The following is a 26,647-nucleotide window of genomic DNA, read 5'->3' as shown; positions in this document are numbered from 1 at the left end:
TCGGGCGTCTGGCTGAAGATCCCGAAGAAGGACTCCGGACTGGACGGCGTCGACTACGCCGGGGCGCTGGAGTCGGCCCTGTGCTACGGCTGGATCGACGGGCAGAAGAAGAAGCTGGACGAACAGCACTGGCTGCAGCGCTTCACACCGCGACGGTCCGGCAGCAAGTGGTCGAAGGTGAACCGGCAGAAGGCCACCGAACTCGTCGAGCGGGGCCGGATGCGGGCCGCGGGGCTGCGCGAGGTGGAGAAGGCCAAGGCGGACGGCCGCTGGGAGGCGGCGTACGCCAGTCAGAGCAAGGCGACGGTGCCCGACGACCTCCGAGCGGCCCTGGACGCGTCCCCGAAGGCGCGGGACTTCTTCTCCACGCTCGACAGCCGCAACCGGTACGCGATCCTCTACCGGATCCAGGACGCGAAGAAGCCCGAGACCCGGGCGGCCCGCATCGAGAAGTACGTCGCCATGCTCACCGAGAACAAGAAGATCTACCCCTGACGGCCCGGCACCGAGAGCGACCGGACCTGAGCGCTGTCACCCTTAGATCCGGGAACTCGATACTCCAGGGCACCCGCCCAGCGCTTCTCGTGAGTCGCCTTGCCTTGGAATACCTTCTGCGCTCCCGTGGCAGGACCCGTCTGCGGAACACCTCTCCCGGCCCTGATTTCGTCATAGGCATTGACGAAGTGCCTCGACATCCCCTGCGGAAGCGGATCCGACAGCTTCCCGTCAGGACAGCCATTGCTGTTGTGAACGAGGACCGGCGTCTCGCCCGCGAGCACATAGTACGTGTGCTGGGCGGCCCCTATTCACCTGCGTTTTCGCAGGTCAATGCCGATCCATGGGTCCGTGGATATCCGCTGACGTCCGGCTCTGGCGGGTCCGGTTGCCGTCAGCGTTGCCGCCAGAAGGCGTCTACTGCCGGGAAAGTCCAGCCGGATCGATTGCGATCGGGAACGGGGCGTCCAGGTGGGTGGTCGCGCCCGCGAGTACCGTGGTCCGCTCTACGTAGCGACCGCCCTGCAGTTCACAGATGACGAGCACGGGGGCGGGGTCGAACTCCAGACGCCAGAAGTGCGGGATGGCGGCCTCGGCGTACAGCATGGGCTTGACCTTGCGGTCCATGGTGCTGTTGCCGGGGGAGACGAGTTCGACGACAAGCTGGACCGCGTCGATGTCGACGGTGACAGGGTCGTCGGCGGTCGCGCCGGCGTCGGCCACGACCAGGTCGGGCACGACCAGCCCGGACGGCAGAACGACGTTGACGCCTTCCAGGATCTCCACCGGCGCGCCGACGGCTCGGGCAGCCGCGTCCAGGGCGACGTGGAGGCGGAACGAGGCCCGCTGATGGCGGACGCCGGGGGCGGGGGACATGACGAGGGACTCCCCCAGCAGCTCGTAGCGGGTGGTGCGGTCTTCGGGCAGGGCCAGGACGTCGGCGACGGTCCACGGCCCGGTGTGGTCCATGGCAACGCTCATTCCCTTTCACCTCCTCATCTGACCGGCAGTCTCGGTGCGACCTCGACACGCGGTACACGGCCAGCATACGGGCGCTCCCACCTGCTGACACGAGGTTTCGCCGCCGTGAGCGAGACCTCGAACGAGTGTGCCGCTCAGTCGCCCGCCCCAGGGGCGTCGGCATGGCTCGCCCATGTCTGGTCCGGTCCCGCCGAGTGCTGGCGCGTCGGGGGATTCCTGCGGTCCACTGGCTGTTCCGGAGTGCTGTTCTGCGCGGCCAGGGGCCGGGTCCGGGTAAGCGGGGCGGCGCCGTAGCGGCCGGCCCCGCGCACCGGCCGCGCGCGGGTCCGCGCCAGCGGGCCCGCCTTGACCGCCGCCTCCGCCTCATCGCAGAACTCCCCGCCTACCAGGTCCCCGCGCACGCGGAGCGGATGATCCGCACCGCCTGGAAGCTCGGAGCCCGCCGCGACCTCAACCACCCCAAACTCCGCGCCTGGTCCCACATGCTCGGCTTCCGGGGCCACTTCTCCACCAAGACCCGCCAGTACTCCACGACTCTGGCCCAGCTCCGCCAGGCCCGCACCGATTACCAGCACGCCCTCAACAACCCGGCCGAGTCCGGCCCGGAGGAGGAGTCGACGCTGGTGCTCTCGCAGTGGGTGTACGCCGGCACCGGCCTCACCCCCGAACTCGACCACCTCGCCGCCCTCGTCACACCACCAGCAACGAACTTCGGAACGGGGACGGAGGTGCGAGGCGGTGCGTGACAGCGAACTCCTCACCGTGCCCGAGGTCATGGCCCGTCTGAAGGTCGGACGCTCTGCCGTCTACGACCTCCTCCGCTCACGCCAGCTCGCTTCCATCACCATCGGCCGCGCCCGCCGCATCCCCGCCCACGTCCCCGCCGACTTCATCCACACCCGCCTCGACCAGGAAGCCGCCGCCTGATGACCACGCCCCGAGACACTCCCGCCTCCCGCCGTGTGCGCGCCAACGGCGACGGAACCGTCTACCAGCGCAAGGACGGCCGCTGGGAAGCCGCCGGATACGTCCTCGCCCCCAGCAACACCCGTCGCCGTGTTCGCGTCTACGGCACCACCCGGAAGGAGGCCCTGGCCAAGCTCACCGAGAAGATCGCCAACAGCAACCGCGGCCTCCCCGCCCCCTCCGCGCAGGGCAGCGTGGCCGCGTACCTGACGTACTGGCTGGAGAACGTCGTCGTCCACCACCTCCGCGAGAACACGCACACCCGCTACACCGCCTGCGTCGACCGGTACCTGATCCCCGGCCTGGGCAAGAAGAAGCTGGCCAAGCTCACCGCCAAGGACGTCCGCACCTGGCTTAACCAGCTCCGCACCACCTGTCAGTGCTGCACGCGCGGCATCGACGCCCGGCGCGACCAGCCCCGCTGCTGCGCCACCGGCCAGTGCTGCCACAAGCTGCTCTCTCCGCTGACGCTCACCTACATCCACTCCGTCCTCAAGTCCGCCCTGGAGCACGCCGTCCGCGAAGAGGAGATCCCGCGCAACGTCGCCCGCAACGTCCGCACCGGCACCCCACGGCCCCGCCGCTTCGAACCCCTCACCGCCGACGAAGCCCGCCAGCTCCTCGCGGCCACACGCGGCCACCGGTTGCACGCCCTGTTCGAACTCGCTCTCCATACCGGACTCCGCAAGGGCGAACTCCTCGGCCTGCGCTGGGAAGACCTCGATCTTGACGCGGGCACCGCCGCCGTCCGCCGCACCCTTCAGCGCACCACCGCAGGCGGGCTCACCGCGCTGCCGACCAAGACGCGGGCTTCCGAGCGCCGCATCGCTTTCCCCGTCCGCTGCGTCCACTCACTGAAGCACCACCACGAGCGGCAGCAGCGCGAGCGCGAGACCGCGGGCGCGGCGTGGCAGCACAGCGGGCATGTGTTCACCACGGTGCAGGGCGGGCCGATCGACCCGACCAATCTCACCCGCGCCTTCAGCACGCTCCTCCGCAAGGCCGGACTCCGCCGCATCCGCTTCCACGACCTCCGCCATTCGACCGCCACGCTGCTCCTGGAGCAGGGCGTCGAACTCCTCGTGATCAAGGAACTCCTCGGACACGCCCACATCGGCGTCACCGCCGCCGTCTACGCCCACGTCAGACTCCGCCTCCAGCGCGACGCCATCGACACCCTCGGCACCGCGCTCGGCAGCCGGGAGACCACCGAGACGGCGCGCTCCGGCGGCGACGACCCGCCACCCTGCGCCGCCCTCGTCCGCTGACGTTGCCGTCAACTACTGCCGTCACCCCACGAAGAAGCCCCGTCAGGAACCGCCTGGCGGGGCTTCAAATTTACTTGCGCACACCCACGACAAACGGAAGTCAGCGAATGGCGACATCCACGTGAAATTCGCGCATAACCTCCATAACCGAGTCCATAAAAGTGCGATCCAGCGACTCTCGGGAAACTCGAAAATTTCGCCAAACAATCTTCACCGGAGGGCCCTCTCCGAAACTCGAAGAAATACAGTCCGCCAGAGCGTCAAGATTTGACCCAAAGTACCCGCCAGGGCCATTAACTGCCTCACCCAATGCACAGAAGAATCCCGACTTCGTCGAGATTTGGGCGCCATCCAAATGTGCGACGTCATCGACTCCATAGCGGGCTGCCCTGTGATTCGAGGTAAACCAAGCGTTCTGGACAACATGGAGCCAGGCGCTGTGATGACTCGTCGGCCACTGAAGCCATTCCCCCTTCTCCATTGCGACGCCCAATGCCCAGCGTCGCCAGATTTTTGCAGCACCGGGATACTCGCAACGATTACCAAAGAATCGATATGGAACGCTCAAAATTTTACCGTCTGACGATTCTGTGCCGACATCGCCGAGCGCAACCCGGCCGATGAAGTACTCACCAATCTTTTCCCCTCGGCGATTAACAATCTCCAGTACGGTATCTTCACCCCTTCGCCTACCCCTGTTAACCTCATGAGCCCTCAGGAATACCACTTCCGGCGTCTCCTCCTCTGGGGCGACAAAAAATCCCTCCACATCTTCGGCCGCGACAAGTACGTCTCTAGACTCCTCATCGACCACCACATACATCGGGAAATCCGCCTCAATCGCCATAGGCAATTCACCAGTCATGCTTGACCCCTAACCGGATCTGGCGCGGCAACACCGAAGTGTCACCGCGCCAGTTAACGAATAAGGCTACTAATTCCACCCCGAGTCAGGGAAGTGGGGTGCACTGAAGCGTTGAATCTTCGTGTAATGCGTGGATGTCCAACCGTACACCTTGACGCCGTTGGGCAACTCCTTTTCCAGGATCCTGTCGGTTTCCGGCCTACCAAGCACGCGGTATTCCTTAGATCCTGCCCACCACGGATGTTCACGCCCCGAATAGGTGTCGTGCGAAGGGATTCGCCCCGCCTTCACGTCGTCGTAGGCGGAAGCGATCTTGTTGTTCATCCCCCTGGGCAGGGGATCCGACAACCTCCCAGTGGGGCAGCCATTGCTGTTGTGAACCAGAACCGGAGTAGCACCAGCCAGCACATAGTACGTGTGCAGGTCTTCGACCGTGAGGTTGTATGTCCGAGCGTGCTTGGTGTATGCCCGGTTGCTGATGACGCGGACGGTGGTGCCGTCGGGGGTTCTGAGGGTCGTGCCGGCGGCAAGGTCGCGGGCCTCGACCCAGGCGCCGACCTCTGGGACCCAGAAGGGGTGTTCGTGTGTTGCGGTGAGCTTCTCGGGCCCGTCGGGTGTTTCGATGGTCAGTTCGTTGAAGTGCTTGTCGTCTTCGGTGACGATCAGGCGGGTGACCTTGCGGAGGCGGGTCTCTCCTGTTTCCGGGTCTGTGGCGACAACCTCGTCGCCGACTTTGATTTTCTCGATGTCTTTGGTCTTGCCGTCGGCTATGAGGACTTGGGTGCCTGCAAGGAAGCACTTACATCCGGAAGCGAATTTCTTGAGCCAATCCTCGGTGGCCTCTTTACCCTTTTTCACGACCGAATCGGGTACCAGCTTCAAGACCTTCGTGAACGGGAGGTCCGAGGCGACGCCAAGATAGTCCCAGCCGTTTGCCTCTCCGGAAAGCGTCTTCTTCCATGACTCGACATCAGGGATGACGAGGGAGGCCACGAACTTGAGTGTTTTATTTTGGGCTGTCAGGTTGTACGGCTTGATGACGGTCGTTGTGCCCAGCGTGGGATGGTAGCTGCCGGTTCGGGTGACGCTATGGAGGTCGCCCTCCACGTCGTAGCTGTACACAGATGTTTCGTGACGGATGGACCAACCTCCGTCACTCCCCGGGACCATCCAGTCCCGGTAGACGCTATTGCCGATTTTGCAGCCTCTCCAGCAGTCGGTGACCGGCTTCATGCCGTCGGGATCGCTGGTGCTGACGGGGCTGTTCTTGGCGTAGGCGTAACCGTTCATCTGCAACGGGTCCGTGATGTCCAGGAGCGGATCCGCGCTGATGAAGCGGCCGTTGGCCTGGTCGTACTCGCGCGCGCCGATGTGCGTCAGGCCGGTGGCGGTGTCGTCGATGCCGGCACCCAGATAGCTGCGCCTGTCCGGCCAGGAGGTCGGCTGGGGGCCGCGGGCCTCGCCGAAGGGCTTGAAGGCCCGCCTGGTCACCGGCTGGTTGGCGGCCATCTGGATCGTGGTGTTGGCAGTACCCAGATGGTCGGCGAGTTGGATGTTGCGGGTGTGGCCGGTGCTGGTGCCGTTCGAGGTGCGGACGACTGTGGGGGCGCCGGGGTGGACGTAGGTGCGGGTCGCCTTGGTGATCTTTCCGGTGCTGTCGGTGGTGAGTTCGCCGCCGGGAAGGTAGAGGGTGGAGCCTTTGCTGGAGTTCTCCAGGAGACGTTGGCCGCCGGTGTCGTAGGTGTAGTTGACGGTAGTGGCGCCGGTGGTCACGGTGGCCGGCTTGTTCTCGGCGGTCCAGGTGAAGCTCTGGGTGTCGTCGGCGAGGTCGCGCTTGGTGGTGTTGCCGGCCAGGTCGTAGGCGTAGGCGCTGCCGGAGCCGGTGGGAGTGGTGGAGACCCAGGCCAGGGTGTGGGGCTGGGTGGTGACCGATTCGGTGGTGCCGTTTCCGGTGATGGTGGTGCCGTAGGTGGAGCGGTAGGTGATGTTCTTGGTGGGGTCGGTGACGTTGTGCTCGGTGAGGGTGGAGCGGTTGCCGATCCAGTCGTAGGTGAATGCCTGGCGGTAAGCAGTGGCGGAGGTCGCCACCGTGCCGGCGGCCGGGGCGGCTGCGGCGAGCGTGCTGGTCAGCGAGGCGTCCGAGCTGGCGGTGTCGTCGGCCGCGTTCGGAGCGTCCGCGACGGGGCCGGACGAGAGGGCGTAGTCGGTGCGGTAGCCGAAGGTGGCCCCATCGGCGGTCTTGCAGCCGTTGCCCGTGCCGGTGGGGGTGATGTCGGAGGTCCAGGCGTGGACGAGCTCACCAAGGGCGTCGTAGGTGTAGCACTGCGTGTCCCAGGTGGAGCCCGAGGCTTCGCTCAGCTTGCGGGAATTCGATGTGATGGTGCCGGAGGCGTCGTAGGAGTAGTAGCTGTCGGTGATGCGGTGGGGCGAAGCGGTCTCGCGGTCGGCGACGGTGCGCTGGAGGCGTCCGGTGTGGGGGTCGAGGAAGTTGGTGGTCCACACCCGGTAGGGCTGGGAGCCGGAGACGGTGCGGAGGACTTCACCGAACGGGGAGTAGGTGACGTCAGCGGTGTACCAGCTGGAGCCGGACGTGGACTCGGGCAGGCCGTCCTCGTTGTAGCGGGTGACCACCTTCTCGGAGGCGATGCCGCCCTTGGACGGGTAGGTCACCGAGAGGGGCTTGCCGGTCGGCGTGTAGCTGTAAGCGTAGCTGTAGGTGCCGGAAAGCCCGGTGGTCTTGGCGTTGGCGGGGATGGTGATGTCCCGCCCGGTGGGCTGGTAGTCGGTGGTGTAGCCGGTGATCTTGGTGACGTAGTCGCCGTCTGCGGCGTGGCGGGTCGAGGCGACCGGCATGCCGAGGGCACCGACAGCGTCGAAGGTGAAGGACTTGATGGGGCTGGCCGTGGCCGAACCCTCGCGGACGGCCGTCACTCGCCCGAGCACGTCGTAGGTCGTGTACAGGGACTTGCCGTTGGCATCGACGGTGGCGAGGGGACGGTCGGCGCCGTCGTACGCGGTCGTCCTGGTGGTGCCGGTGTCCGGGTCGGTGGCCTCGATCACGCGGCCGCGTGCGTCGTACTTGTACGTCCACTTGTTGCCAGCCGGGTCGATGACTTCCGAGCGGTTGCCGCGGACGTCGTAGGCATAGCGGGTCGATCGGGTGGCCGACTGGCCGGCGTCGGTGTACTGCTCGATCTCGGTGACCCGGCCGAGGGCGTCGGTGGTGGTCCACGTGGCCGGGGATGTGTTGCCCGGGGGGTCCACGTGCACGGTGTTCGGCCCGTACGACGTGAAGGTCTCGTACTGGAAGTCACCGTCGTGGTAGGTCGCCTGGCGGACGGTACGGTCCATGCCGTCGTACTGGGTCTTGACGTAACTGGGGATGAGCGTCGTGGACTTGGGTTGGAACAGTGTTGCGGTGGGCTGGCCTGCGGCGAGGTAGCCGCTGGTGACGATGCTGGTCCGGCCGTGGTCGTCGTAGGAGGTGTCGGTGATGATGCGGCCGGGGCCGTGGGCCTCGTTCTGGGTCTGGACCGGGCGGAGCAGGCCGTCGTAGATGGTGACCGAGGAGGCGTAACTGCCGTCGTCCTTGATCGTCTTGGTGGTGACGGCGGCGGGGCTGGTCCTGGAGGGCGTGGCGGTGGCCTGCTGGTAGCTGATCTGGACGTCGGGGGTCTGGGTGCCGCCGGAGCGGGTCGGGGACCAGCCCTTGACCAGGCGGCCGAGGTCGTCGTACTCGTACCGGGTCACGCGGCCGTTGGGGTCGGTGACGGTGAGGGGGAGGGAACGGCCAGGGTCGAAAGTGGTCGTGGTGGTGTGCCCGAGGGCGTTGATCGTCTTGAGGCCGGTGAGCGGGCCTCCGGTGTCGGCGGGTGTGTAGACGTTCTCGGTGGTGCCCTGATCCGGCCGGGTGACCTTGCGGATACGGCCCAGCGAGTCGTACGTGGTGGTGGCGGTGATGCTGTGTGCGTCGCCCGCGCCGTTGGATTCGGCGACGGTGGTGGGCAGGCCCTTGAGCGGCGTGGCGGCGTGGGCGAGGTTGTCGTAGCTGGTGCGGACCGACTTCAGCAGGTGCGTGGCGTAATTCGCGTCGGCGTACTGGGCGCAGGGCACGGCGATCGTCCGGCTCTGGGAGATCAGGCCGATCAGGTGCGCGTCGGTGTTGTGGACGTAGGTGTTGCGGGTGCATTCCTGCTCGGAGCGCGTTTCGCCGCCGGTGGCGTCGGGTTTGACGACGAAGCTCTCGATCTCGGTGGCCAGGCCGTAGGTGTCGTCTACGGTGGTGAGGGTGCGCTTGGACTGCCATCCGTCGTCGAGGGACTGGATGTCGTCGGTGCGTTTGATGCCGACGCGGTGGGCGAGGAGCGGTTCCATGGCCGAGCCGTCCTCCGCCTCCCGGGCGCGGGAGGCGGTCTGCCTGGACCAGGGGAAGTTCAGGGTGCGCCGGACGAGTTGCTTGTTCGAGTCCTTGTAGGTGAGGACCTCGGCGACCTGGCCCGCGTACTGGCGGGCATCATCGCTCGCCAGGGTGTAGGTGCCGGTGGTGTCCTTGACCTCGCCGCCGGTGCCGAGGAAGTAGCGCGTCTCGGAGTACGACTGTGACTGCGGGTCGTCATTGCCGGTCTTGCTGGACGTGGTCTTGCTGCCCTTGGTCACGGAAACCTGGCGGTATCCCTGCCAGTCGCTGTACGTGCGCAGGGCGGGTCGCTGGAACTCGTCGTCGGACTTGGCCCAGGCCGGGCCGGCGTACTTGTACGTGGTGACGATCGGCACACCGTGGTTGGTGACCTTGTCGGTCTCCACGACGGAGGCGACGACGTACTTGTTGAACCACTGCTTGGGCGGGGTCCGCTCATCGCCGTCCGGGGACCAGCGGACCGGATAGCAGGTTCCGTTCGCCTTCTCCTTGTCCTCGGAAGGCGGGGTGGCGCAGCCGCCGGTGTACTCGACCTCGATGTCGGCGCCGGCCTCGGTGGCGACGGTGCCGATGCGGGGGCGGGTGAAGGCGGGACGCTGGTCCGTGGGGCCGGTGCGGACGAGGTTGGGGAGCTGGCGGTCACGCAGGCGGGACTGGAGCGGAGAGGAGGAACCGACGCGGTACTCGGCGAAGCTCACGCCGTCCTTGGACTGGATGGTGCCGGTGGTGTCGCCGGGGCCGTATCCGGTGCGGGTGATCGAGTTGAGCCAGAGTCCTGGGGAGGTGTCGTACCAGCCGTCGGGGAACGACTGGTGGAGGGCGTAGACGTCGACCTTGCCCAGGCCGGTCACGCCGGGGCGGGCACCAAGGGTGGTGACGGTGTCCAGACGCATCTGTGTCCAGAAGGACGGGAAGCCGGGGCAGAGCTTGGACGTTGCTTTGCAGTTGAGGTTGCCGGGGGTGTCCCACCAGGGGCGGTAGGCGCCAGGGTCGTCGGTCTTGGCGAAGTTCGCCGCGTCACAGGCGGTGGTGGACTTCAGGCAGCGCTGCTTGACGCCGAAGCTGACCTGCGCGGAAGGCTTGGACAGGTCGTCCGAGCGCATTCCGTAGTCGATGGTGGTGGGGTAGGCGAAACGCTCGTAGGCTTCCGGGGTCTTGCGCTTGTCGCGGACAGCGTAGTAGTTCGTCTCCTGCTTCCAGTTGACGACCATCACGTTTCCGTGGACGTCCGTGACCTTGTCCAGGCCCCAGCGCCACGCCTGCTGCTTGCCCGCCCCGCAGCGTGAGTCGGCGAAGGTGGTTGCGTGGCAGGGCTCGCCGGGATGGTTACCGAAGACGGGGACCGTGGAGACCGAGTTGGTGTCGGCATGGCCGCCGCCGACCTCGTGACGGCCGAAGGTGTACACGGTTCCGTCGGTGGTGGTCACCTCCCAGTACTCGCCGTCGTTGTCGCCGTTCGCCGCACCGGTCTTGAGCGTGACGCGGGTGCCGTCGTCGGACGCAGGGCGATAGGTGTTGGTGGTGCCGACGCGGACCAGTTCGGTGGTCCGGCCGGCGAGGGACATCACCGCATTGTGCGAGACCCAGCACAGGTCGGAGGTCTTGTCGGTCTTGGCAGTGTTGTTGGGGGCACCCGCATCGAGGGTCTTCCGGTCGTCCTTGCAGCTGCGGTAGCGGCGCTCGATGTGGCCGGGGTCGTAGTCCCAGCCCTCGCCGATCCACGAGGTCTGAGGGGAGGAGACGCCGGTACGGCCGTCCACGGACTGCGAGTTGTAGGTGAGCGCGATCGCCGGAACGGGGCCGGCCGGAGGCGTTGGAACGGTCAGCGGGTAGGACCAGACGAAGGCCCCGGAGCTGCCGCCGTGCGACCAGGAGCCGGTCGGGGCGAGGGGGTCGCCTTGAACGAGCCGCCGGGGCCGGCTCCGGAGTCGACCGCGCCGATCACGGTGGAGTCGCCGCTGCCTGCCGCGTCCAGGAGGCGGGAGCCCGCCGACTGGGTGGAGGTGCCTTCGGACGCCGGGGCGACGGTGTCGTCGGCGGCCGGGTCGATGGTCGCGGAGACCGTGTTGGTGTCCGGGTCGTTGACCGTCTCCAGCTCTGTGTACGCCTGACACTCCTCGACATCGGGAGTGGTCAGGTAACACGCCGGGAACTGGACCAGACGCAGGCGCGAGCCCCAGTCGGCGCCGTAGAGGTTCTCGAAGGTGCCGTAGTCCAGCGAGAGCGAGACCGGCACCGCGCCCGTGTCCGGCGGGTCGACGCGGATGACCGCACCGTCCACGCCCTGCGTGGTGACGTCGGTGCGGGCGTCCACGGTCACGCCCCACGCACCGGTGGGCGTGGGCTGCCCCTCGGCCGGGGCGAGCGTGACCGGGACCTGGCCCGGCGACTGGGGCTCGACGGCGGCGGGCGACCTCCGTGCGGTGCCGGACGGAAACGTGACCGTGGTGGTGGATGCGGGAAGCGGAGTGGCGGTGCCGGGCGGCGCCGCCTCCCTGTCCTGCGGAACGTCGGTCTTCAGGCTCTCGACGTCCTGGTTGACCGGGGCGCCGTCGGCAGGGACGACTTTGTCGAGCGACTCGAGACGCAGGGCCTCGCGCCCCGGTTCGTCGACCAGAGGGACCGGCGGTACGGCCATCGCCGCCGTGGGCAGCAGACCGGCGAGCACGGCAGCACCGGCTGCGGCGACAACCGCTCTGCGCACGCGCAGGCTTCGGGAAAGGCGAGTTCGACCGAACACGGAGGGTCCCCCCGGACCACTTGGAGCGGGGCCGGAAACGGACCTCGCGCAGGACGAAACAGATCGGGCGAATTCTGTGAGAGAGATGTGAAGGAACGCTAGAGGTTCAGACCATCAGTGATGATCGTCACGCCTTGTAACGAGGTAATCACTCACAGGGGGCACCGATCGGACGGCGCCCCCCAAGGAGGCACACATCCTGACGCAGGTCCAATTTCGCTCGAAAATAACTCATGGGCACCCAAATAGCTTTAATCATGAGGCATTTCGGACCGATATGAGAACTCTTTCGGCACGGTGGACACTCACCGGCCCCAGCAGGGAGGTGCCCGGAGAAACGGGGACCGCCCGGCCCGAATCCCGGGCACGAGAATTCGCAGGGTGACGACAGGCGTCTCATGAGTCATCATCAGCTCGCCCTGCCATGCCCGCGCCCCCGTACGGAACGGTCCGCTTCGCCATGGCCGGCCACATCGTTCCGGAGGAGCCCGCACGCGTCGATCCGTGTGCCGGGCATGGGGAAAGGGACCTCTCACGATGCCAACCACTCAGCTCCGCAGGCCCGGACGCCGCGCCCTGGCGTTCTTCCTCGCCACAGCGGTCACAGCGACCGGCATCACTTATGCCGGGTGCACACGCTCCGACGGAGAGCAGCAGGCCGAGCCCCAGCGGGCGAAGGCGGTCACCGAGAGCGCCGCCTTCGTCCAGGCCGCCCGCACGGGCAAGCAGGTCGAGGTCACCGCGGACCGCACCGAGCGCTCCACCACCTGGGCCCGTCCCGACGGCCAGCTCGCCAAGCGGTTCCATGCCTCGCCGGTCCGGGTCCGCAAGGACGGCGAATGGCGCGCGATCGACACGGATCTGCGGCGCAGTGAGGCCGGCTGGGAGACCACGGCCACCAGCGCCCGGATGGTGTTCACCGCTGGCTCGGGCAAGCAGAACCCGGAGCGGGCCTCCCGGGCCGAGGGCCGGCGTGTGTCACTGGTGAAAAACGCTCCCGCCGCGGCCGGAGCGAGCGACCTCGTCACGCTCTATGCGGGCGATGCCGGTGAGTACGCCATCCAGCTCACCTGGCCGGGACCGGTTCCCGCCCCCGTCATCGACGGTTCTCGTGCCTTGTACCCGGAGATCTTCCCCGGTGCCGACCTGGTTCTCACGGCGGACAACGACGGCTTCGCCCAGCTCCTCGTCCTGAAGAACCGGACAGCCGCGGCCAACCCGCTGGTGCAGCAGCTCTCGTACGGCATCACCTCCGAAGACCTGACCTTCCGCCTCGACCCACTGTCCGGCGTCCTCACCGCCGAGACCTTCTACGGCAACGAGGTGGCCAGCTCCGGCACCCCGCTGATGTGGGACTCCACCGGCCAGCCCGCCGTCACCGACGGACAGGTCGGAGCCACTGCCCAACCGACCGGTTCGGAGAGCCCCGAGCCCGGCAACCCGACGTCCTGGACACCGGAAGCGGTGCCGACCGAGGAGGCGACGAACGACGCCGAGTCGGACGAGCAGACCGACCGGGAATCCGAAGCCCCGAGCCTGCCCACCCCCACCGACAACCCTGAAGTCATCCCCTCGGAGACCGCCCCACCCACCGCTCCCGCCGAGCCCACCCCGGGCCCGTCGCAGAGCGGAACAGCGGCAACGCTTTCGCTCCCGTTGCTCGACGGGCCCTCCCCGGACTCGCTGGGCAACACCGTGGAGTCCGACCTCTCGGGCGACAACTGGGTCATCACCCCGGACCTGGGCTTCCTCAACGCTCCGGAGACGACCTACCCAGTTTTCATCGACCCGTCCGTCACCAAGCACATGGACAACTGGACGACCGCCTACAGCCGGCACCCCAACGCCACCTTCTACAACGGCAAGGGCTTCAACAAGGGCGGCACCCACGAGGCCCGGGTCGGCTTCGAGTCCGACACCTGGGGCACTTCGCGTTCCTTCTTCACCATGGACTTCGACAAGAACCTCAAGGGCGCGAAGATCAGCAGCGCCAAGCTGCGCCTCCTGGAAACGTACTCCTGGTCCTGCAGCGCCCGTTCGATGAGCGTCCACGTCACCGGAGCGATCAGCAAGAAGACCAACTGGAAGAACGCCCCGAAACTCACCGACGGCAACAGGCTGCAGACCCGCAGCTTCGCACACGGCTACAAATCAGGCTGCCGCGACGCCTACGAGACCTTCGACGTGAAGAAGGCCGCACAGAACTACGCCGACCTCGGCCGCTCCGGAATCACCTTCGGTCTGCGTGCCCGGGACGAGAATTCCCAGTACTCCTGGAAGAAGTTCCAGGCCAACGGCGACAACGGCCCGGCACTCGAACTCGTCTACAACCGTCGCCCCTCGTCCCCCACCCATCTCGACCTGTCCCCCGACGCCAAGTGCACCACCACCGAGCCGTACGTCCGGATGGGCAAGGGTAGCGTCACCTTCACCGCACGGGGCAAAGACCAGGACAGCAACCTCGACTACCTGGACTTCGACCTCTGGCCCACCGGCAAATGGGGCACCACCGGCGACATACTCGGCTCCGCGGGCAAGGTTTCCACCGGCAGTGACGGCGGCGACGCCCTGCGCTCCACACCCGCCTTCTCCACCAGCAAGCTGACCGACGGAACCCTCTACTCCTGGCGGGTCCGCGGCATCGACGACAAGGGCGCCACTTCCGGCTACTCACCGGCCACGACGCCCTGCCGGTTCATCCTGGACACCACCGCCCCCAAGCGCCCCAAAGTCACCTCCACCGACTTCCCCAACGCAGACGGCTCGGAGAACGGATTCGGGAACGACGCCGAGGACGCCAACTGGTCGAAGCTGAAGTTCGGTACGGCGGGCTCCTTCACCGTCTACGCCGGTTCCACCGACACCGTCCGCTTCGAGTATTCCTTCAACAGCCCCGACTACAACTTCTCCAGGAGCCGTACCGCCGGAACGGCCGTCACCACCCCGACGACCATCGCCGACGCCAAGCCCCCGACGGCCGGCCCCAACGTCCTGTACATCCGTGGTGTCGACTCGGCGGGCAACCCCTCCGACCCGGCCTTCTACTTCTTCTACGTCAGTCCGCGCGACGAAGCCGACAGCCCCGGTGACTTCACGGGCGACGACCTCGCCGACCTCATGACCGTGACCGCCGAGGGCAATCTCGCTCTCTACCCGTCCCAGGCCACACCCGACCTCGCTCGCCCCAGCGGTGACCTCGACTACTCCATGTCCGGTGCCTACCGCGCCAATCCCGCCAAGGACCCGGGCTCCGAAGACGGTCTTCCACCGTTCGTCGCCGCACCCTCCGGTCACTTCAAGGACTCACTGATCGCCCACAACGGCGACATCTACGGAGGTGACGGCCTCCAGGACCTGGTCGTCCGCGTCGGCGGCAAGCTCTGGGTCTACCCCGGCGACGGCTACGGCGCGGTCAACATCGACCGACGGGTGGAGATCCTCCTGCCGTCCAACGCGCCCAGCCCCACCTACCTCACCCAGATCGTCTCGGCGGGCGACGCCACCGGAGACGGACGCACGGACTTCTTCGCCACCGTGGGCGAGGAGATCTGGGTCTTCACCGGCTACCACGGCGCCACCGTCGACAAGGCGATCCGCCTGTCCTCCACCTCCTGGGCCGACCGCGACATCGTCACCGCGGCCGACATCAGCGGCGACGGAGTGACCGACCTGGTCTACCGCAGCGACGCCTCCGGTCGGCTCATGCTGCGCAAGGGCGTCAAGGCCGCCGGCGGCGGAACCGACCTGACCTCCCTGGCCTCCGCGGCCGACTCCGCCGACGGTGCCGACGCCGTCTACGGTGTCTCCGGCTGGTCCGGCACCAGCATCCCGCTGCTGATCGGAACCCCCGACGCCAACGGCGACGCCGTTCCCGACATCTGGACCGTACGCTCCGACGGATCCCTGCGCTTCTACGCGGGCGGCAAGACCGTCCTGTCCGGATCCGGCACGGAGATCATCGGGCGGAACGGGCACTGGAAAACCCGCATCGCCATCGGATGACCTGCCGCCTCCGAGCGCCCGGACCCGCTTCCTCGGGAAAGCGGGTCCGGGGGCGCTGAGCGGGGAAGGGACCGAGGCCCGGGTGCGGCTGAGGGCCGACCGGCAGGCGCTGCCGGCGCGGACGTCCGGTGCGCTGTCGCCGAGGCTCGTGCTGAACGGAATCGCGCTGTGTCGGATGCCTCCCTGGGCGCCCCGTCCGAGGCCCGGGCGGCACCGTCGCGCCTCTCGACCGGGGGACGCTCCGCTATCCGGACCGTCTTCCCGGGCCCCTCCCCGACCGCCCTCACCGCTCCCCCGCGAGGTCGAGATCCCCCCTGCTCGTCCCGGCCGCGTCCCCCGCGCCCCGCGGACGCCGCCACGGGTGCGCGATCGGCTGCGACACCGCCCGCCACCACGGCTCCACCGGCAGCTCCCCCACCGGCTCGAACGGCTCACCCGGCCGTGGGAACGCCACCGCCTGGCCGGCCTCCCCGGCCGCGTCCTTCGTCCACTCCCCCGGCTCCGCCCACGCGTGCGGAGCCAGGTTGAAGGTGCCCCAGTGGATCGGGAGCAGGACACCGCCCGGCTCGCCCCCCTGCAGGTCCAGGTGGGCGCGTACGCCCTCCTCGGGCGTCATGTGGATGTCCGGCCAGAAGTCGGAGTACGCCCCCAGCTGGATCATCGTGGCGTCGAACGGGCCGTGTGCCGCGCCGATGTCCCGGAAGCCGTCGAAGTAGCCGGTGTCGCCGCTGTGGTAGATGCGGTGCCGCTCGCCGACGACGACCCAGGACGCCCAGAGCGTGTGCTGGGTGTTGCGCAGTCCGCGTCCGCAGAAGTGGCGGGCCGGGGTGGCGGTCAGGGTGAGGCCGCCGACGCGCGTCGACTCGTGCCAGTCCAGCTCCCGCAGCCGCCCGGCGGACACGCCCCAGTGCTCGAGGTGGGCGCCGACGCCGAGCGGTACGGCGAACAGGGTGTCCGTCCCGGCCAGCGCCTTGATCGTGGGCATGTCCAGATGGTCGTAGTGGTCGTGGGAGATGACGACGACGTCGACCGGGCCCAGGGCCGCCAGGGGCACCGGGACCGGGTGCAGCCGCTTGGGGCCGGCGAAGGGGAAGGGGGAGCAGCGCTCGCCCCACACGGGGTCGAAGAGCACCCGTTGACCGTCGATCTCGGCGAGCACGCTGGAATGGCCCGCCCAGGTCAGCCGCAGCCCGGTGGCGGGCGGCCGGGCGAGGTCGGCGAGCGTGGTGGCGTGGACCGGGACCGTGCCGCGCGGGGCACGGCCGAGCCGCGACTCCCGGTCGAAGTAGACCTTGGCGAACTCGCGGGCCGATCCGGAGGGCCGGGTCCGGGCGGTGCCCCCGGGGTTCTGGAACACCCCGTCGCGGAAGTGCGGCGATCTGCGGATGCGCGCCATGCGCTCACCGCCCGGATCCGCGCCGAAGGCGGCGGGCCGCGGCACGCGGAGCCCGGTGTGGGGGGAACGGGGGGCGGCCACGGTACCTCCTGGTGGAGTGGGTCAGGCTCTCATCGTCGTCCTGTCCGACGTCACCTCGAACGACCGATGTCACGTCCGGGTTCCCTCCACTCGTCGTCACGGTGAGAGGCGCTCCCGCCGGAGCGCCCGGAACGGAACGGATCGGAACAGATCGGCCCGGCCGGCGGACAGACCGACGGGCAGGCCGACGGACAGGAAGGTGGCTCCCCATGGCCCGCGTATCCCTCACCCCGCCCCGGACTCTCTTCTTCCGTGTCATGGAGTGGTACTCCCGGCGCACCTACGGCAAGGTCCTCGACCCCGGCAAGGCGCTCGCCCACGATCCGCGCGTGCTCTGGGGCTACCTGCGGTTCGAGCAGTCCGTGGCCGGGTGGAACAGGCTGGACTCCGATCTGAAGGCGCTCGCCGTGATGGCCTCGGCGGCCTCGATCGGCTGCTCCTGGTGCATGGACTTCGGCTACTGGGAGAACGCGGAGCGCGGCATGGACCGGCGCAAGCTCCACGACGTGCCGGTGTGGCGGGAGAGCGACGCCTACACGCCGCTGGAGCGCGACGTCATGGAGTACGCCGAGGCCGCGACGGCGACCCCGCCGACCGTCGACGACGACCTCGCCGAGCGGCTGCGGAGCCGGCTGGGCGAGCCGGCCTTCGTGGAGCTGACGGCCATGATCGCCGTCGAGAACCTGCGTTCCCGCATCAACGCCGCGCTCGACCTCACCAGCCAGGGTTTCAAGGACTCCTGCGACCTGCCCGGCACGGGGCGCGCGGACGCGGCCCCCGCCGCGGCGGACCGGTCCGGCGGGGTCTGAAGCGGCGGCCGTCGCACGGACGTGCGCCCTGTATAGGGTGACGGCGTGGCGAGAGTTCGGTTGAGTGTGGCCCAGCGGCGCGAGGAGCTGCTGCGTGCGGCCGTCGAGCAGATATCGGCGCGGGGTGTGGCGGCGTTGCGGGTCGCCGACGTGGCCGCCGCGCTCGGTGTCAGCAGCGCGTTGGTGCTCTACCACTTCTCGACGAAGGAGAAGCTGGTCGCCGCCGCGTTCTCCCATGCCGCCGAGGACGACCTGGCCCGTCTGCGGGCGTTGCTCGGCCGCCGTACGTCGGCGCTTCGCCGGCTGCGCGCGGCCGTGCGGTGGTACGCCCCGACCGGCCAGGCCAAGGGCTGGCGGCTGTGGGTCGAGGGCTGGGCGGCGTCGCTGCGCGAGCCCGCGCTGCGGGAGGTCACGCGGGAGCTGGACCGGGAGTGGAAGGCGGCCATCGCCGAGGTCATCGCGGAGGGCGCGGCCGCCGGGGAGTTCCCGTGCCCGGACCCCGACGGCGCCGCCCTGCGGCTGACGGCGCTGCTGGACGGGCTGGCCGTGCAGCTGACGTCGTACGGGGGCACGGTGTCCCGGGCCCGTGCGCTGCGGTGGGTGGACGAGGCGCTCGCCCGGGAACTCGGTCTGGACCGGGAGGCGTTGGCCGCGCCCCGGCGTTGACGGACCCCGGTCCGTCAGCCGCGGGGCGCCCCGTTCTCAGGCCACCGTGGCGATCCGCATCTTGATGTCGTCCGGCGACAGCGTCCCCTTGGCCGTCACGTGGTCCCCCGAGGACTCGCCGCGCAGCCGGCGCCCGATCCACGGCACCAGGTACTCCCGTGCCCACTGCACGTCGTCCCGCCGGACGTCGAGCGTGCCGCGCGGCGGCAGGGGCGGCCAGGGCTGGTCCGGGTCGGCCGGGACGCGCAGGCCGAGGACCTGGCCGGCGCGCAGCGCCACACGGGTGTGGCCCTCGGCCGACAGGTGGAGCCGGTCGGCGTCCCAGGCCCTGCGGTCCTGGACGCTGCGCAGCGACCACAGGTCGAGGACCGGGCAGCCGTAACGGTCGGCGATGGCCCTCACGTGCCCGTTGTAGGTAGCGATCTTGCCGCGCAGGTGCTTGAGGACGGGCACTCCGCGGGTGTCGAAGCCGGTGGTCACCATCACCGTGCCGGCCGCGGCGGTCAGGGCGGCCACCGCCCGCTCGAACCGTTCGGCCACCTCGTCGGGGTCGGTGCCGGGCCGGATGATGTCGTTGCCGCCGGCGCAGAACGAGACCAGGTCCGGCGCGAGTTCGATCGCCCGGGGGACCTGCTCCGCCACGATCTGGTCGAGCAGCCTGCCGCGGACGGCGAGGTTCGTGTACGTGAAGTCGCCCTCGGGGCGCCGGTCCGCGAGCAGTACGGCGAACCGGTCGGCCCAGCCGACGAACGCCCCGTCGGGGCCGGGGTCGCCCACGCCCTCGGTGAAGCTGTCCCCCAACGCCACGTACGACCCGATCACTGTTCTGCTGTCACTCTTCGAATCGTCTGCCACGTCGGCCCATGATTCACCGTGGAATGTGACCTACGCGACCGTAGGAAGGGGTTGACGGGCGGTGAGAAAGGCCACTTCTAAAGTGTTCGCCAACTCAGGAATAAGCGCGCTCCGGTGCCGGGCGCACCGAAGGCCGGACCCGGGGATCGGGGTCCGGCCTTCGGTGGCGCGGAAACCGCGCGGGGACTGCGCGGAAACTGCACGAGGACTGCGCGGGGACCGTCGTCAGACGGAGACGCCGTGCGAGCGCAGGTAGGCGATCGGGTCCACGTCGGAGCCGTAGTCCGGGGTGGTGCGGATCTCGAAGTGCAGGTGCGGACCGGTCACGTTGCCGGTGGCGCCCGAGAGGCCGACCTGCTGGCCCGCCGTCACCGACTGGCCGGCGGAGACGGAGAGCGAGGACAGGTGGGCGTACTGGGCGTAGTGGCCGTCGGCGAGCTTGATGACGACCTGGTTGCCGTACGCTCCGCCCCAGCCGGCGGAGACGACCGTGCCCGCGCCGACGGCCTTCAGGGAGGTGCCGGTCGGGACGACGAAGTCGGTGCCGGTGTGGTAGCCGCTGGACCACATGCTGCCGGACCGGTGGTACGGGGTGCCGACGCCGGCGCCGGCCACGGGGGCGGTGTAGCCGCTGGTGGTGCCGGCGGACCCGGTGCTCGTGTCCGAGGACTTCGGCGCGGTGGTCTTCGCGGCGCCCGACGCCTTCTCGGCGGTCTGCGCGGAGGACTTCTCGGCCTCGGCCGGCTTCTCGGCGGACTCCTGCGAGGACGGCGAGGACGTGGCGGTGCCGGGCGCGGCCTCCTGGCCGATCGTCAGCTCGAGCCCCGGGCGGATGAGCGACGGGTCGGAGCCGACGGCCTCGCGGTTGTCCGCGTACAGCTTCTTCCAGCCGCCGTCGACGTGCTGCTCTTCGGCGATCTTCGAGAGGTAGTCGCCGCTCTTCACGACGTAGGTGTGCGAGGCCGAGCCCTTGTCGGCCGACTGCTGCGCACCGGCCGCGACGGACTGGCCGGCGACGGAGTGCGCGGGAGCGGCCTGGGCGGCGGCGGCACCCATCAGCGGGAGCGCGAGCGCGGCGCCACCGGTTCCGGCGATGGCGATGGTGCGGGTGAGGCGCTGGGCCTTGGTACGGCGGTGCTTACCCTTCGCGGGCATGGCGCATTCCTCTCCGGCGCCTGCGAGGTGAGCTGTCGGGTGCGGGCTGGAGATGCCCGGCCGCGTCGTGCCGCGGCTTTACCCCGAGCCTCTTCCGGGAACCGGAACAGGCGGTCTTACCTGTGGGTCCCCCGCTCCTGCCGTGTACGGGTGGTGGACGAGTGCGGGCTCCGGTCGGCGGCAGGATTAGGCGTCCGTCCGGATCGGTGGTGAACGTAAGGGACCAAGACGCGAACGGACAAGCGAGAGGTTCCCCGGGCAGGTGTTCCGCGTGATCCTTTGGGGGAAGGAGCGGTCACACTCCGTCAATTCCGCGGGCGTCCCTTTCCGTAAACCGCCTCGAAAACCGCATGAATTACGTGAGCATGACGAGCAACGCACGGTCACCTCTATGACGCTGCTCACGGGAGATGCACCAGCTCCCCTTATATGCCTGGAAGTTGGGATGAATCAGCCAATTGGGGCAGAAGGTGCAGATAGGCGATATTCGGCCCCGTCGGCCACCCTGGGGGCGACTCGTTGCCGCAGGCAAGGGATGCCGTATCGTCGGCTGGGCGCCCGACGGCGAGCAGCGCCGGCGGGGCGGAGTGGGAGGAGCCCCCGTGACGCAGCAGGTCCCGTCGACCGAACCCGAGCTGGCCGGTGTGCGCAACTTCCGTGACGTGGGCGGACTGCCGACCGTGGACGGGCGACGCGTGCGCCACGGCGTGCTGTTCCGCAGCGGCCACCTCGCCCACGCCACCGCGGAGGACGCCGCGTTCCTCGCCTCGCTGAAGCTGCACACGGTCTTCGACTTCCGCAACGCCGCCGACCAGAAGCTCGAGGGCCCGGACGTCGCGCTGCCGGGCGTGCGCAACGTGAACCTGCCGCTGAGCGACCCGGCCGACGGCGCCGAGTTCTGGAAGATGGTCCGCGACGGCGACCTCGACCAGCTGCGCACGATCCTGGCGGACGGCAAGGGCGCGAACCGGATGATCGCCTCCTACCGCACGATCATCAAGGAGCGCACGGCGGAGCACTCCCGGGTGCTGCACGCGCTCGCCGAGGACAGCGTCCCCGCGCTGATGCACTGCGCGGCCGGCAAGGACCGCGCGGGCCTGTCGATCGCGATCACCCTGCTCGCCCTGGGCGTGCGGCGCGACGCCGTGGTGGAGGACTACCTGAAGTCGAACGCGACGCACCGCCGCTACAAGGTGCGCCGCAGCGGCTCCGCCGCCTCGGCCTACTCCCCCGAGGTCATGGAGCTGCTCAGCCCCCTGTTCGACGCGCGCGCCGAGTACCTGGCGGCGGCCTTCGAGACCGTCGAGGAGACCTGGGGCGGGGTCGACGCCTACCTGGAGAAGGGGCTGGGCGTCACCCCGGAGACCAGGGAGCGGCTGCGCGAGCGGATGCTGGACTGAGCCACCCGCCCACGGTGCCGGCCGGCTACTTGGCGCCCACCTCGAAGAGCAGGAAGAGGAAGCCCGCGACGACGTGTCCGAGGACGATGTAGACGAGGAGTCGCACCCACAGGGCGCGCGGGAGCTTGTCCTGGATCGAGCTCATGGCATCTCTCCTGCGGTGTGACGGGTCGGTGTGGCGGCGGGTCCCAGGCACAGCGCCGGCGTCGGACTCTGCAGCAGGGTGTGGACGAAGAGGAGTTCGAGCCCGTCGACGTCCCGGGCCTCGATCCGGTGCGGGGTCAGGGAGTCGAAGTGGGCGCTGTCGCCCGGGTCGAGCAGGTGCACGGCGTCCCCGAGGCGCAGCCGCAGCCGGCCCCGCAGGACGTGGAGCCACTCCTCGCCGGGGTGGACGCGCACGATGTCGCCCTGCGAGCCGTGCGGCACGCGGACGCGCAGGGCCTGCATCCCGCGGCCGGAACCGCCGGCCTGCCAGTACGTCCAGCCGCCCGCGGCGGTGGGCTCCATGGTCCCGGCCCGCACGACGGCGTCCCGTCCCGCGACCGTCTCGCCGAGCAGTTCCGAGACGGTCGTACCATAAACGCGGGCGAGCGAGAGCAGCATCGGCAGCGAGGGCTGGCGCTGCCCGGTCTCCAGGCGGGAGAGGTGGGCGGGCGACAGCCCGGCGGCGCGGGCCGCCGTCTCCAGGGTGAGGGCCGCGCGGCGGCGCAGGGCACGCAGCTGCGGGGCGACCACGGGGGGCACGGCGTCCGCCGGTTCCTCCGATGAGCCGTTCGAGGAGGTCATGCCTCCATTCAGCCCGAGTTTTGCCTGAAAGGCAATTTTGTTGCCTCCCAGGCAAATCACGGTGGGCCGGTGGTCAGCGGTTCGCCACCGCCTGCTTGACCAGCGTCTTCCCGAAGTCCCACATCAGGCCGCCGCCGTTGTGCGCGTCCTCCATCACCTCGGTGAAGGCGTCGACGAACCGGTCCGCGTCCGACGTGTCGATGATCAGCGGCGGGATCAGCTTGATCACCTCCAGGCGGTCGCCGGACACCTGCGTCAGGATCCGGTGCCGTTGCAGCAGCGGCACCACCACCATCTGCGCGAACAGTCCCTTCCGCGCGGCCTGCAGCATCGTCCAGCGGCTGCGCAGCCGCACCGACTTCGGCCGGCCGAACTCGATGCCGATCATCAGCCCCCGGCCCCGGACGTCGGCGAGCAGCTCGTAGCGGTCCACCAGCTGCGTGAGCCGGGACTTGAGGTGCTCGCCCACGGCGGCGGCGTTGGCGACGATCTCCTCGTTCTCCATCACCCACAGCACCGCGAGCCCGGCCGCCATGGCCTGCGCGTTGGACCCGAAGCTCGCCGAGTGGACCTGCACCCGGTCCATCGAGGAGTACACCTTCTGGAAGATCCACTCCTTGCCGAGCGTGGCCCCCACCGGCACGTACCCGCCGGACAGTGCCTTGGCGACGCACACCAGGTCGGGCTCGACGCCGTCCTCGTGCTGGTAGGCGTAGAACCTGCCGGTGCGGCCCAGGCCCGTCTGCACCTCGTCGGCGATCAGCAGTGCCTTGTGCCGGTGCAGCAACTCCTGCGCGGCGCGCAGATAGCCGGGCGGGGCCTCGTGGACGCCCTTGCCCTGGATCGGCTCCACGATCAGCGCGGCCACGTCCCCCCGCTTCAGCTCCCGGGCCAGGGCGTCCAGGTCGCCGAGCGGCACGGCGGTGTCCGGCAGCAGGGGGGCGAAGCCGTCCCGGAAGCCGCTCTCGCCGTTGACGGACAGCGAGCCGGCGGTCAGTCCGTGGAAGGCGTGCGGGCAGTACAGGATCCTGCGCCTGCCGGTCGCGTACCGGGCGAACTTCAGCGCGGTCTCCACCGCCTCCGTGCCGCTGTTGCCGAAGAAGACGCGGTCCAGGTGGGGGCTGTAGGAGAGCAGCCGCTCGGCCAGCAGTCCGGGCAGCGGCGGGCAGTCGAAGCGGGTCAGGTCGGCCAGCGAGGCGTCGAGGACGTCGTGCAGGGCCTTGCGGACGACGGGGTGGTGGCGGCCCAGGCCCATCACGGCGAACCCTGCGAGCATGTCCAGGTAGTCGTTGCCGTCCGCGTCCCAGAAGTGCGCGCCCTCGGCACGCTCGTAGACCTTGTCGAAGCCGATGGTGCGCAGCATGCGCGGCAGTTGGTGGTTGAGGTGCTTCGCGTGCAGCTCGTACCGCTCGGCGCCACGCTCGGACAGCAGCGCGCCGAGGTCGAACTCCTTGGTCATTCAGTTCTCTCCTTGCCCTGGCAGGACGATCCGGCCGTCCCCGGCCGCTTCCCCGACGGCTTCCCCGGCCGCTTCCCCGACGGCCAGGCTCGCGCTGATCCGGCCGGCGATCTCGACCGGGGTGAGGCCGATGTCGGCGAGCACCTCGGCGCGCTTGGCGTGCGCGAGGAACTGCTCCGGGATGCCGAACCGCCGTACTGGTACGTCGACTTCGGCGTCACCGAGGGCCAGCGCCACCGCGGAGCCGACCCCGGCGGCGCGGCTGTTGTCCTCGACGACGGCCACCAGCCGGTGCCGGGCGGCCAGGGGCGGCAGCGCCGGGTCGACCGGCTTGACCCAGCGCGGATCGACGACGGTGCACCCGATGCCGCGGCCCTCCAGCAGCTCGGCGGCCCGGAGGCAGGCGGGTGCCATCACGCCGACGGCGACGAGCAGCACCTCGGGCCGGCCGGCGGCGTGCAGGACGTCCATCCCGCCGACCCGGTCCACGGCCGGGAGGGCCGGTCCGACGGACTCCTTCGGGAAGCGCAGCAGGGTCGGCGCGTCGTCGACGGCGACCGCCTCGCGCAACTGGGCGCGCAGCTGGTCCGCGTCGCGCGGCGCGGCGATGCGCAGGCCCGGGACGACCTGGAGGACGGACAGGTCCCACATGCCGTTGTGCGAGGGCCCGTCGACGCCGGTGACGCCCGCCCGGTCCAGGACGAAGGTGACGCCGCAGCGGTGCAGGGCCACGTCCATCAGGAGCTGGTCGAAGGCGCGGTTGAGGAAGGTGGCGTAGACGGCGACGACGGGGTGCAGTCCGCCCGTCGCGAGGCCGGCGGCGGAGACGGCCGCGTGCTGTTCGGCGATGCCGACGTCCCAGACCCGGTCGGGGAACCGCTCGGCGAAGGGGGCGAGGCCGACCGGGTGCAGCATGGCCGCGGTGATGGCCACGACGTCCTCGCGTTCCGCGCCGATCCGCACCATCTCCTCGCCGAACACGGAGGTCCAGGACGGCCCGTCCGGGGAGGTGAGCGGCGCACAGGTCAGCGGGTCCATCACGCCGACCGTGTGGAAGTGGTCCTCCTCGTGGCGCAGGGCGGGCTCGTAGCCGCGGCCCTTCTCGGTGAGGCAGTGCACCAGCACCGGTCCGTGGAAGCGCTTGGCGCGCCGCAGCGCCGACTCGACGGCCCCGATGTCGTGTCCGTCGATCGGGCCGACGTACTTGAGCCCGAGGTCCTCGAAGAGTCCCTGCGGAGCGAAGGCGTCCTTGAAGCCCTTCTTGGCGCCGTGCAGGGCCTCGTAGACGGTCCCGCCGACCACGGGCGTGCGCTGGAGCAGTTCCTTGCCCCAGGCCAGCGCCCGCTCGTAGCCGTCGGTGGTGCGCAGCGTCGCCAGGTGGTCGGCGAGGCCGCCGATGGTCGGCGCGTAGGAGCGTTCGTTGTCGTTGACGACGATGATCAGCGGCCGGTCCTTGGCGGCCGCGATGTTGTTCAGCGCCTCCCAGGCCATGCCGCCGGTGAGCGCTCCGTCGCCGATGACGGCGATGACGTGGCCCCGCTCTCCCTGGACCTGGCGGGCCTTGGCGAGGCCGTCGGCCCAGCCGAGCGAGGTGGAGGCGTGGCTGTTCTCGATGACGTCGTGCTCGGACTCCTCGCGGGAGGGGTAGCCGGACAGTCCGCCCTTGCCGCGCAGTTTGGAGAAGTCCTGACGCCCGGTCAGCAGCTTGTGCACGTAGCTCTGGTGGCCGGTGTCCCACAGGATGCGGTCGGCCGGCGACTCGAAGACCCGGTGCAGGGCGACGGTGAGTTCCACCACGCCGAGATTGGGTCCGAGGTGCCCGCCGGTGCGGGTGACCGCGTGCACCAGGAAATCGCGTATCTCGTCGGACAGTTCGCCGAGTTCCGCCTCGGACAACGCCTTCAGGTCGCGTGGTCCCCGGATGTTCTCCAGAATCGTCACGCTCGGGCCCCCTTCGGTCGGTGCTGTTCAGCTCACGGTGACGGCCGGCTCCCCCGACGCGCCGTCCTTCTCCATCTGCTCGGCGATCTTCATGGCCTCCTCGATGAGGGTCTCCACGATCTTGGACTCGGGGACGGTCTTGATGACCTCGCCCTTGACGAAGATCTGACCCTTGCCATTGCCGGAGGCGACGCCGAGGTCGGCCTCGCGGGCCTCGCCGGGCCCGTTGACGACACAGCCCATGACCGCCACGCGGAGGGGGACCTCCATGCCCTCCAGGCCGGCGGTGACCTCCTCGGCCAGCTTGTACACGTCGACCTGGGCGCGGCCGCAGGACGGGCAGGAGACGATCTCCAGGCCCCTCC

General features: G+C 69.3%; 20 protein-coding genes and 1 riboswitch. Of the genes, 8 read left to right on the top strand and 12 right to left on the bottom strand.

Going from position 1 to position 26,647, the window contains the following annotated elements:
- A partial coding sequence (locus JHAT_RS30965) for a YdeI family protein (protein WP_077801603.1) occupies nt 1-495 on the top strand: 495 nt, incomplete at its 5' end.
- Nucleotides 496-912: 417 nt separating this feature from the next.
- Here the strand turns inward: JHAT_RS30965 and JHAT_RS30960 are convergent.
- Complete coding sequence (locus JHAT_RS30960; protein WP_253195665.1) at nt 913-1,476, bottom strand: Uma2 family endonuclease; 564 nt, start codon at nt 1,474-1,476, stop codon at nt 913-915.
- 161 nt (nt 1,477-1,637) lie between these two features.
- Between JHAT_RS30960 and JHAT_RS35855 the strand changes: the two genes are divergently transcribed.
- Genes JHAT_RS35855 through JHAT_RS30940 form a run of 3 tightly spaced genes read left to right on the top strand, consistent with a single transcriptional unit; the run spans nt 1,638 to nt 3,710 of the window.
- Nucleotides 1,638-2,222 (top strand): replication initiator, encoded by a 585-nt coding sequence (locus tag JHAT_RS35855; protein ID WP_307718365.1) that lies wholly within the window; start codon nt 1,638-1,640, stop codon nt 2,220-2,222.
- A gap of 28 nt (nt 2,223-2,250) precedes the next feature.
- Nucleotides 2,251-2,403, top strand: a complete 153-nt coding sequence (locus JHAT_RS30945) for a DNA-binding protein (protein WP_077801605.1) — start codon at nt 2,251-2,253, stop codon at nt 2,401-2,403.
- A complete protein-coding gene (locus JHAT_RS30940; RefSeq protein WP_077801599.1) occupies nt 2,403-3,710 on the top strand; it encodes a site-specific integrase in 1,308 nt (435 codons plus the stop codon). The genes JHAT_RS30945 and JHAT_RS30940 overlap by 1 nt, the downstream gene beginning before the upstream one ends.
- Before the next feature lie 100 nt (nt 3,711-3,810).
- On the opposite strand, the gene JHAT_RS30935 is transcribed toward JHAT_RS30940, so the two are convergent.
- The 3 genes from JHAT_RS30935 to JHAT_RS36025 form a co-directional block, all read right to left on the bottom strand.
- Nucleotides 3,811-4,575 carry a barstar family protein gene (locus tag JHAT_RS30935; protein ID WP_077801598.1) on the bottom strand — a complete coding sequence of 255 codons (765 nt, stop codon included), beginning with the start codon at nt 4,573-4,575 and terminating at the stop codon, nt 3,811-3,813.
- A 69-nt stretch (nt 4,576-4,644) separates the two neighbouring features.
- Nucleotides 4,645-10,752 carry a polymorphic toxin-type HINT domain-containing protein gene (locus JHAT_RS30930; RefSeq protein ID WP_375603600.1) on the bottom strand — a complete coding sequence of 2,036 codons (6,108 nt, stop codon included), beginning with the start codon at nt 10,750-10,752 and terminating at the stop codon, nt 4,645-4,647.
- Nucleotides 10,753-10,814: 62 nt separating this feature from the next.
- On the bottom strand, nt 10,815-11,696 hold the full coding sequence (locus tag JHAT_RS36025; RefSeq protein WP_375603599.1) for a hypothetical protein: 882 nt from the start codon (nt 11,694-11,696) through the stop codon (nt 10,815-10,817).
- Between the two features lie 573 nt (nt 11,697-12,269).
- Here JHAT_RS36025 and JHAT_RS30925 point away from each other — a divergent pair.
- Nucleotides 12,270-15,734 (top strand): DNRLRE domain-containing protein, encoded by a 3,465-nt coding sequence (locus tag JHAT_RS30925; protein WP_077801597.1) that lies wholly within the window; start codon nt 12,270-12,272, stop codon nt 15,732-15,734.
- Between the two features lie 283 nt (nt 15,735-16,017).
- Here the strand turns inward: JHAT_RS30925 and JHAT_RS30920 are convergent, their stop codons facing one another.
- Nucleotides 16,018-17,211: an MBL fold metallo-hydrolase gene (locus JHAT_RS30920; RefSeq protein ID WP_171991141.1), complete on the bottom strand. Its 1,194-nt coding sequence runs from the start codon at nt 17,209-17,211 to the stop codon at nt 16,018-16,020.
- Nucleotides 17,212-17,420: 209 nt separating this feature from the next.
- Between JHAT_RS30920 and JHAT_RS30915 the strand changes: the two genes are divergently transcribed.
- A complete protein-coding gene (locus tag JHAT_RS30915) occupies nt 17,421-18,020 on the top strand; it encodes a carboxymuconolactone decarboxylase family protein (RefSeq protein ID WP_077801596.1) in 600 nt (199 codons plus the stop codon).
- Between the two features lie 45 nt (nt 18,021-18,065).
- The gene (locus JHAT_RS30910) at nt 18,066-18,686 is read left to right on the top strand and encodes a TetR/AcrR family transcriptional regulator (protein WP_077801595.1); all 621 of its coding nucleotides are present in this window, start codon (nt 18,066-18,068) and stop codon (nt 18,684-18,686) included.
- Between the two features lie 36 nt (nt 18,687-18,722).
- Here JHAT_RS30910 and JHAT_RS30905 read toward each other — a convergent pair whose 3' ends face one another.
- Nucleotides 18,723-19,508: an SGNH/GDSL hydrolase family protein gene (locus JHAT_RS30905; protein WP_077801594.1), complete on the bottom strand. Its 786-nt coding sequence runs from the start codon at nt 19,506-19,508 to the stop codon at nt 18,723-18,725.
- 258 nt (nt 19,509-19,766) lie between these two features.
- Nucleotides 19,767-20,696: a M23 family metallopeptidase gene (locus JHAT_RS30900; RefSeq protein ID WP_077801593.1), complete on the bottom strand. Its 930-nt coding sequence runs from the start codon at nt 20,694-20,696 to the stop codon at nt 19,767-19,769.
- Between the two features lie 4 nt (nt 20,697-20,700).
- A riboswitch (cyclic di-AMP (ydaO/yuaA leader) is annotated at nt 20,701-20,859 on the bottom strand.
- Nucleotides 20,860-21,298: 439 nt separating this feature from the next.
- On the opposite strand from JHAT_RS30900, the gene JHAT_RS30895 reads away from it, so the two are divergent.
- Nucleotides 21,299-22,096, top strand: coding sequence for a tyrosine-protein phosphatase (locus JHAT_RS30895; RefSeq protein WP_077801592.1), 798 nt, complete (start codon nt 21,299-21,301; stop codon nt 22,094-22,096).
- Nucleotides 22,097-22,121: 25 nt separating this feature from the next.
- Here the strand turns inward: JHAT_RS30895 and JHAT_RS30890 are convergent, their stop codons facing one another.
- The 5 genes from JHAT_RS30890 to JHAT_RS30870 form a co-directional block, all read right to left on the bottom strand.
- Complete coding sequence (locus JHAT_RS30890; protein WP_077801591.1) at nt 22,122-22,241, bottom strand: DUF6126 family protein; 120 nt, start codon at nt 22,239-22,241, stop codon at nt 22,122-22,124.
- The gene (locus JHAT_RS30885) at nt 22,238-22,882 is read right to left on the bottom strand and encodes a helix-turn-helix domain-containing protein (RefSeq protein WP_077801590.1); all 645 of its coding nucleotides are present in this window, start codon (nt 22,880-22,882) and stop codon (nt 22,238-22,240) included. The genes JHAT_RS30890 and JHAT_RS30885 overlap by 4 nt, the downstream gene beginning before the upstream one ends.
- Before the next feature lie 73 nt (nt 22,883-22,955).
- Nucleotides 22,956-24,341 carry an aspartate aminotransferase family protein gene (locus tag JHAT_RS30880; protein ID WP_077801589.1) on the bottom strand — a complete coding sequence of 462 codons (1,386 nt, stop codon included), beginning with the start codon at nt 24,339-24,341 and terminating at the stop codon, nt 22,956-22,958.
- Nucleotides 24,342-26,282, bottom strand: a complete 1,941-nt coding sequence (gene dxs / locus JHAT_RS30875; protein WP_077801588.1) for a 1-deoxy-D-xylulose-5-phosphate synthase — start codon at nt 26,280-26,282, stop codon at nt 24,342-24,344. It lies immediately after the preceding gene.
- A 27-nt stretch (nt 26,283-26,309) separates the two neighbouring features.
- Nucleotides 26,310-26,647: flavodoxin-dependent (E)-4-hydroxy-3-methylbut-2-enyl-diphosphate synthase (locus JHAT_RS30870; protein WP_171991140.1), on the bottom strand; the 338-nt coding region annotated here is incomplete at its 5' end.

The organism is Streptomyces sp. JHA26 (assembly GCF_002005565.1).
In the GTDB taxonomy this organism is placed as follows: Bacteria; Actinomycetota; Actinomycetes; order Streptomycetales; family Streptomycetaceae; genus Streptomyces.
Note: the sequence above shows the minus strand (reverse complement) of the source record. Positions and strands in the feature narration are given on the sequence as shown.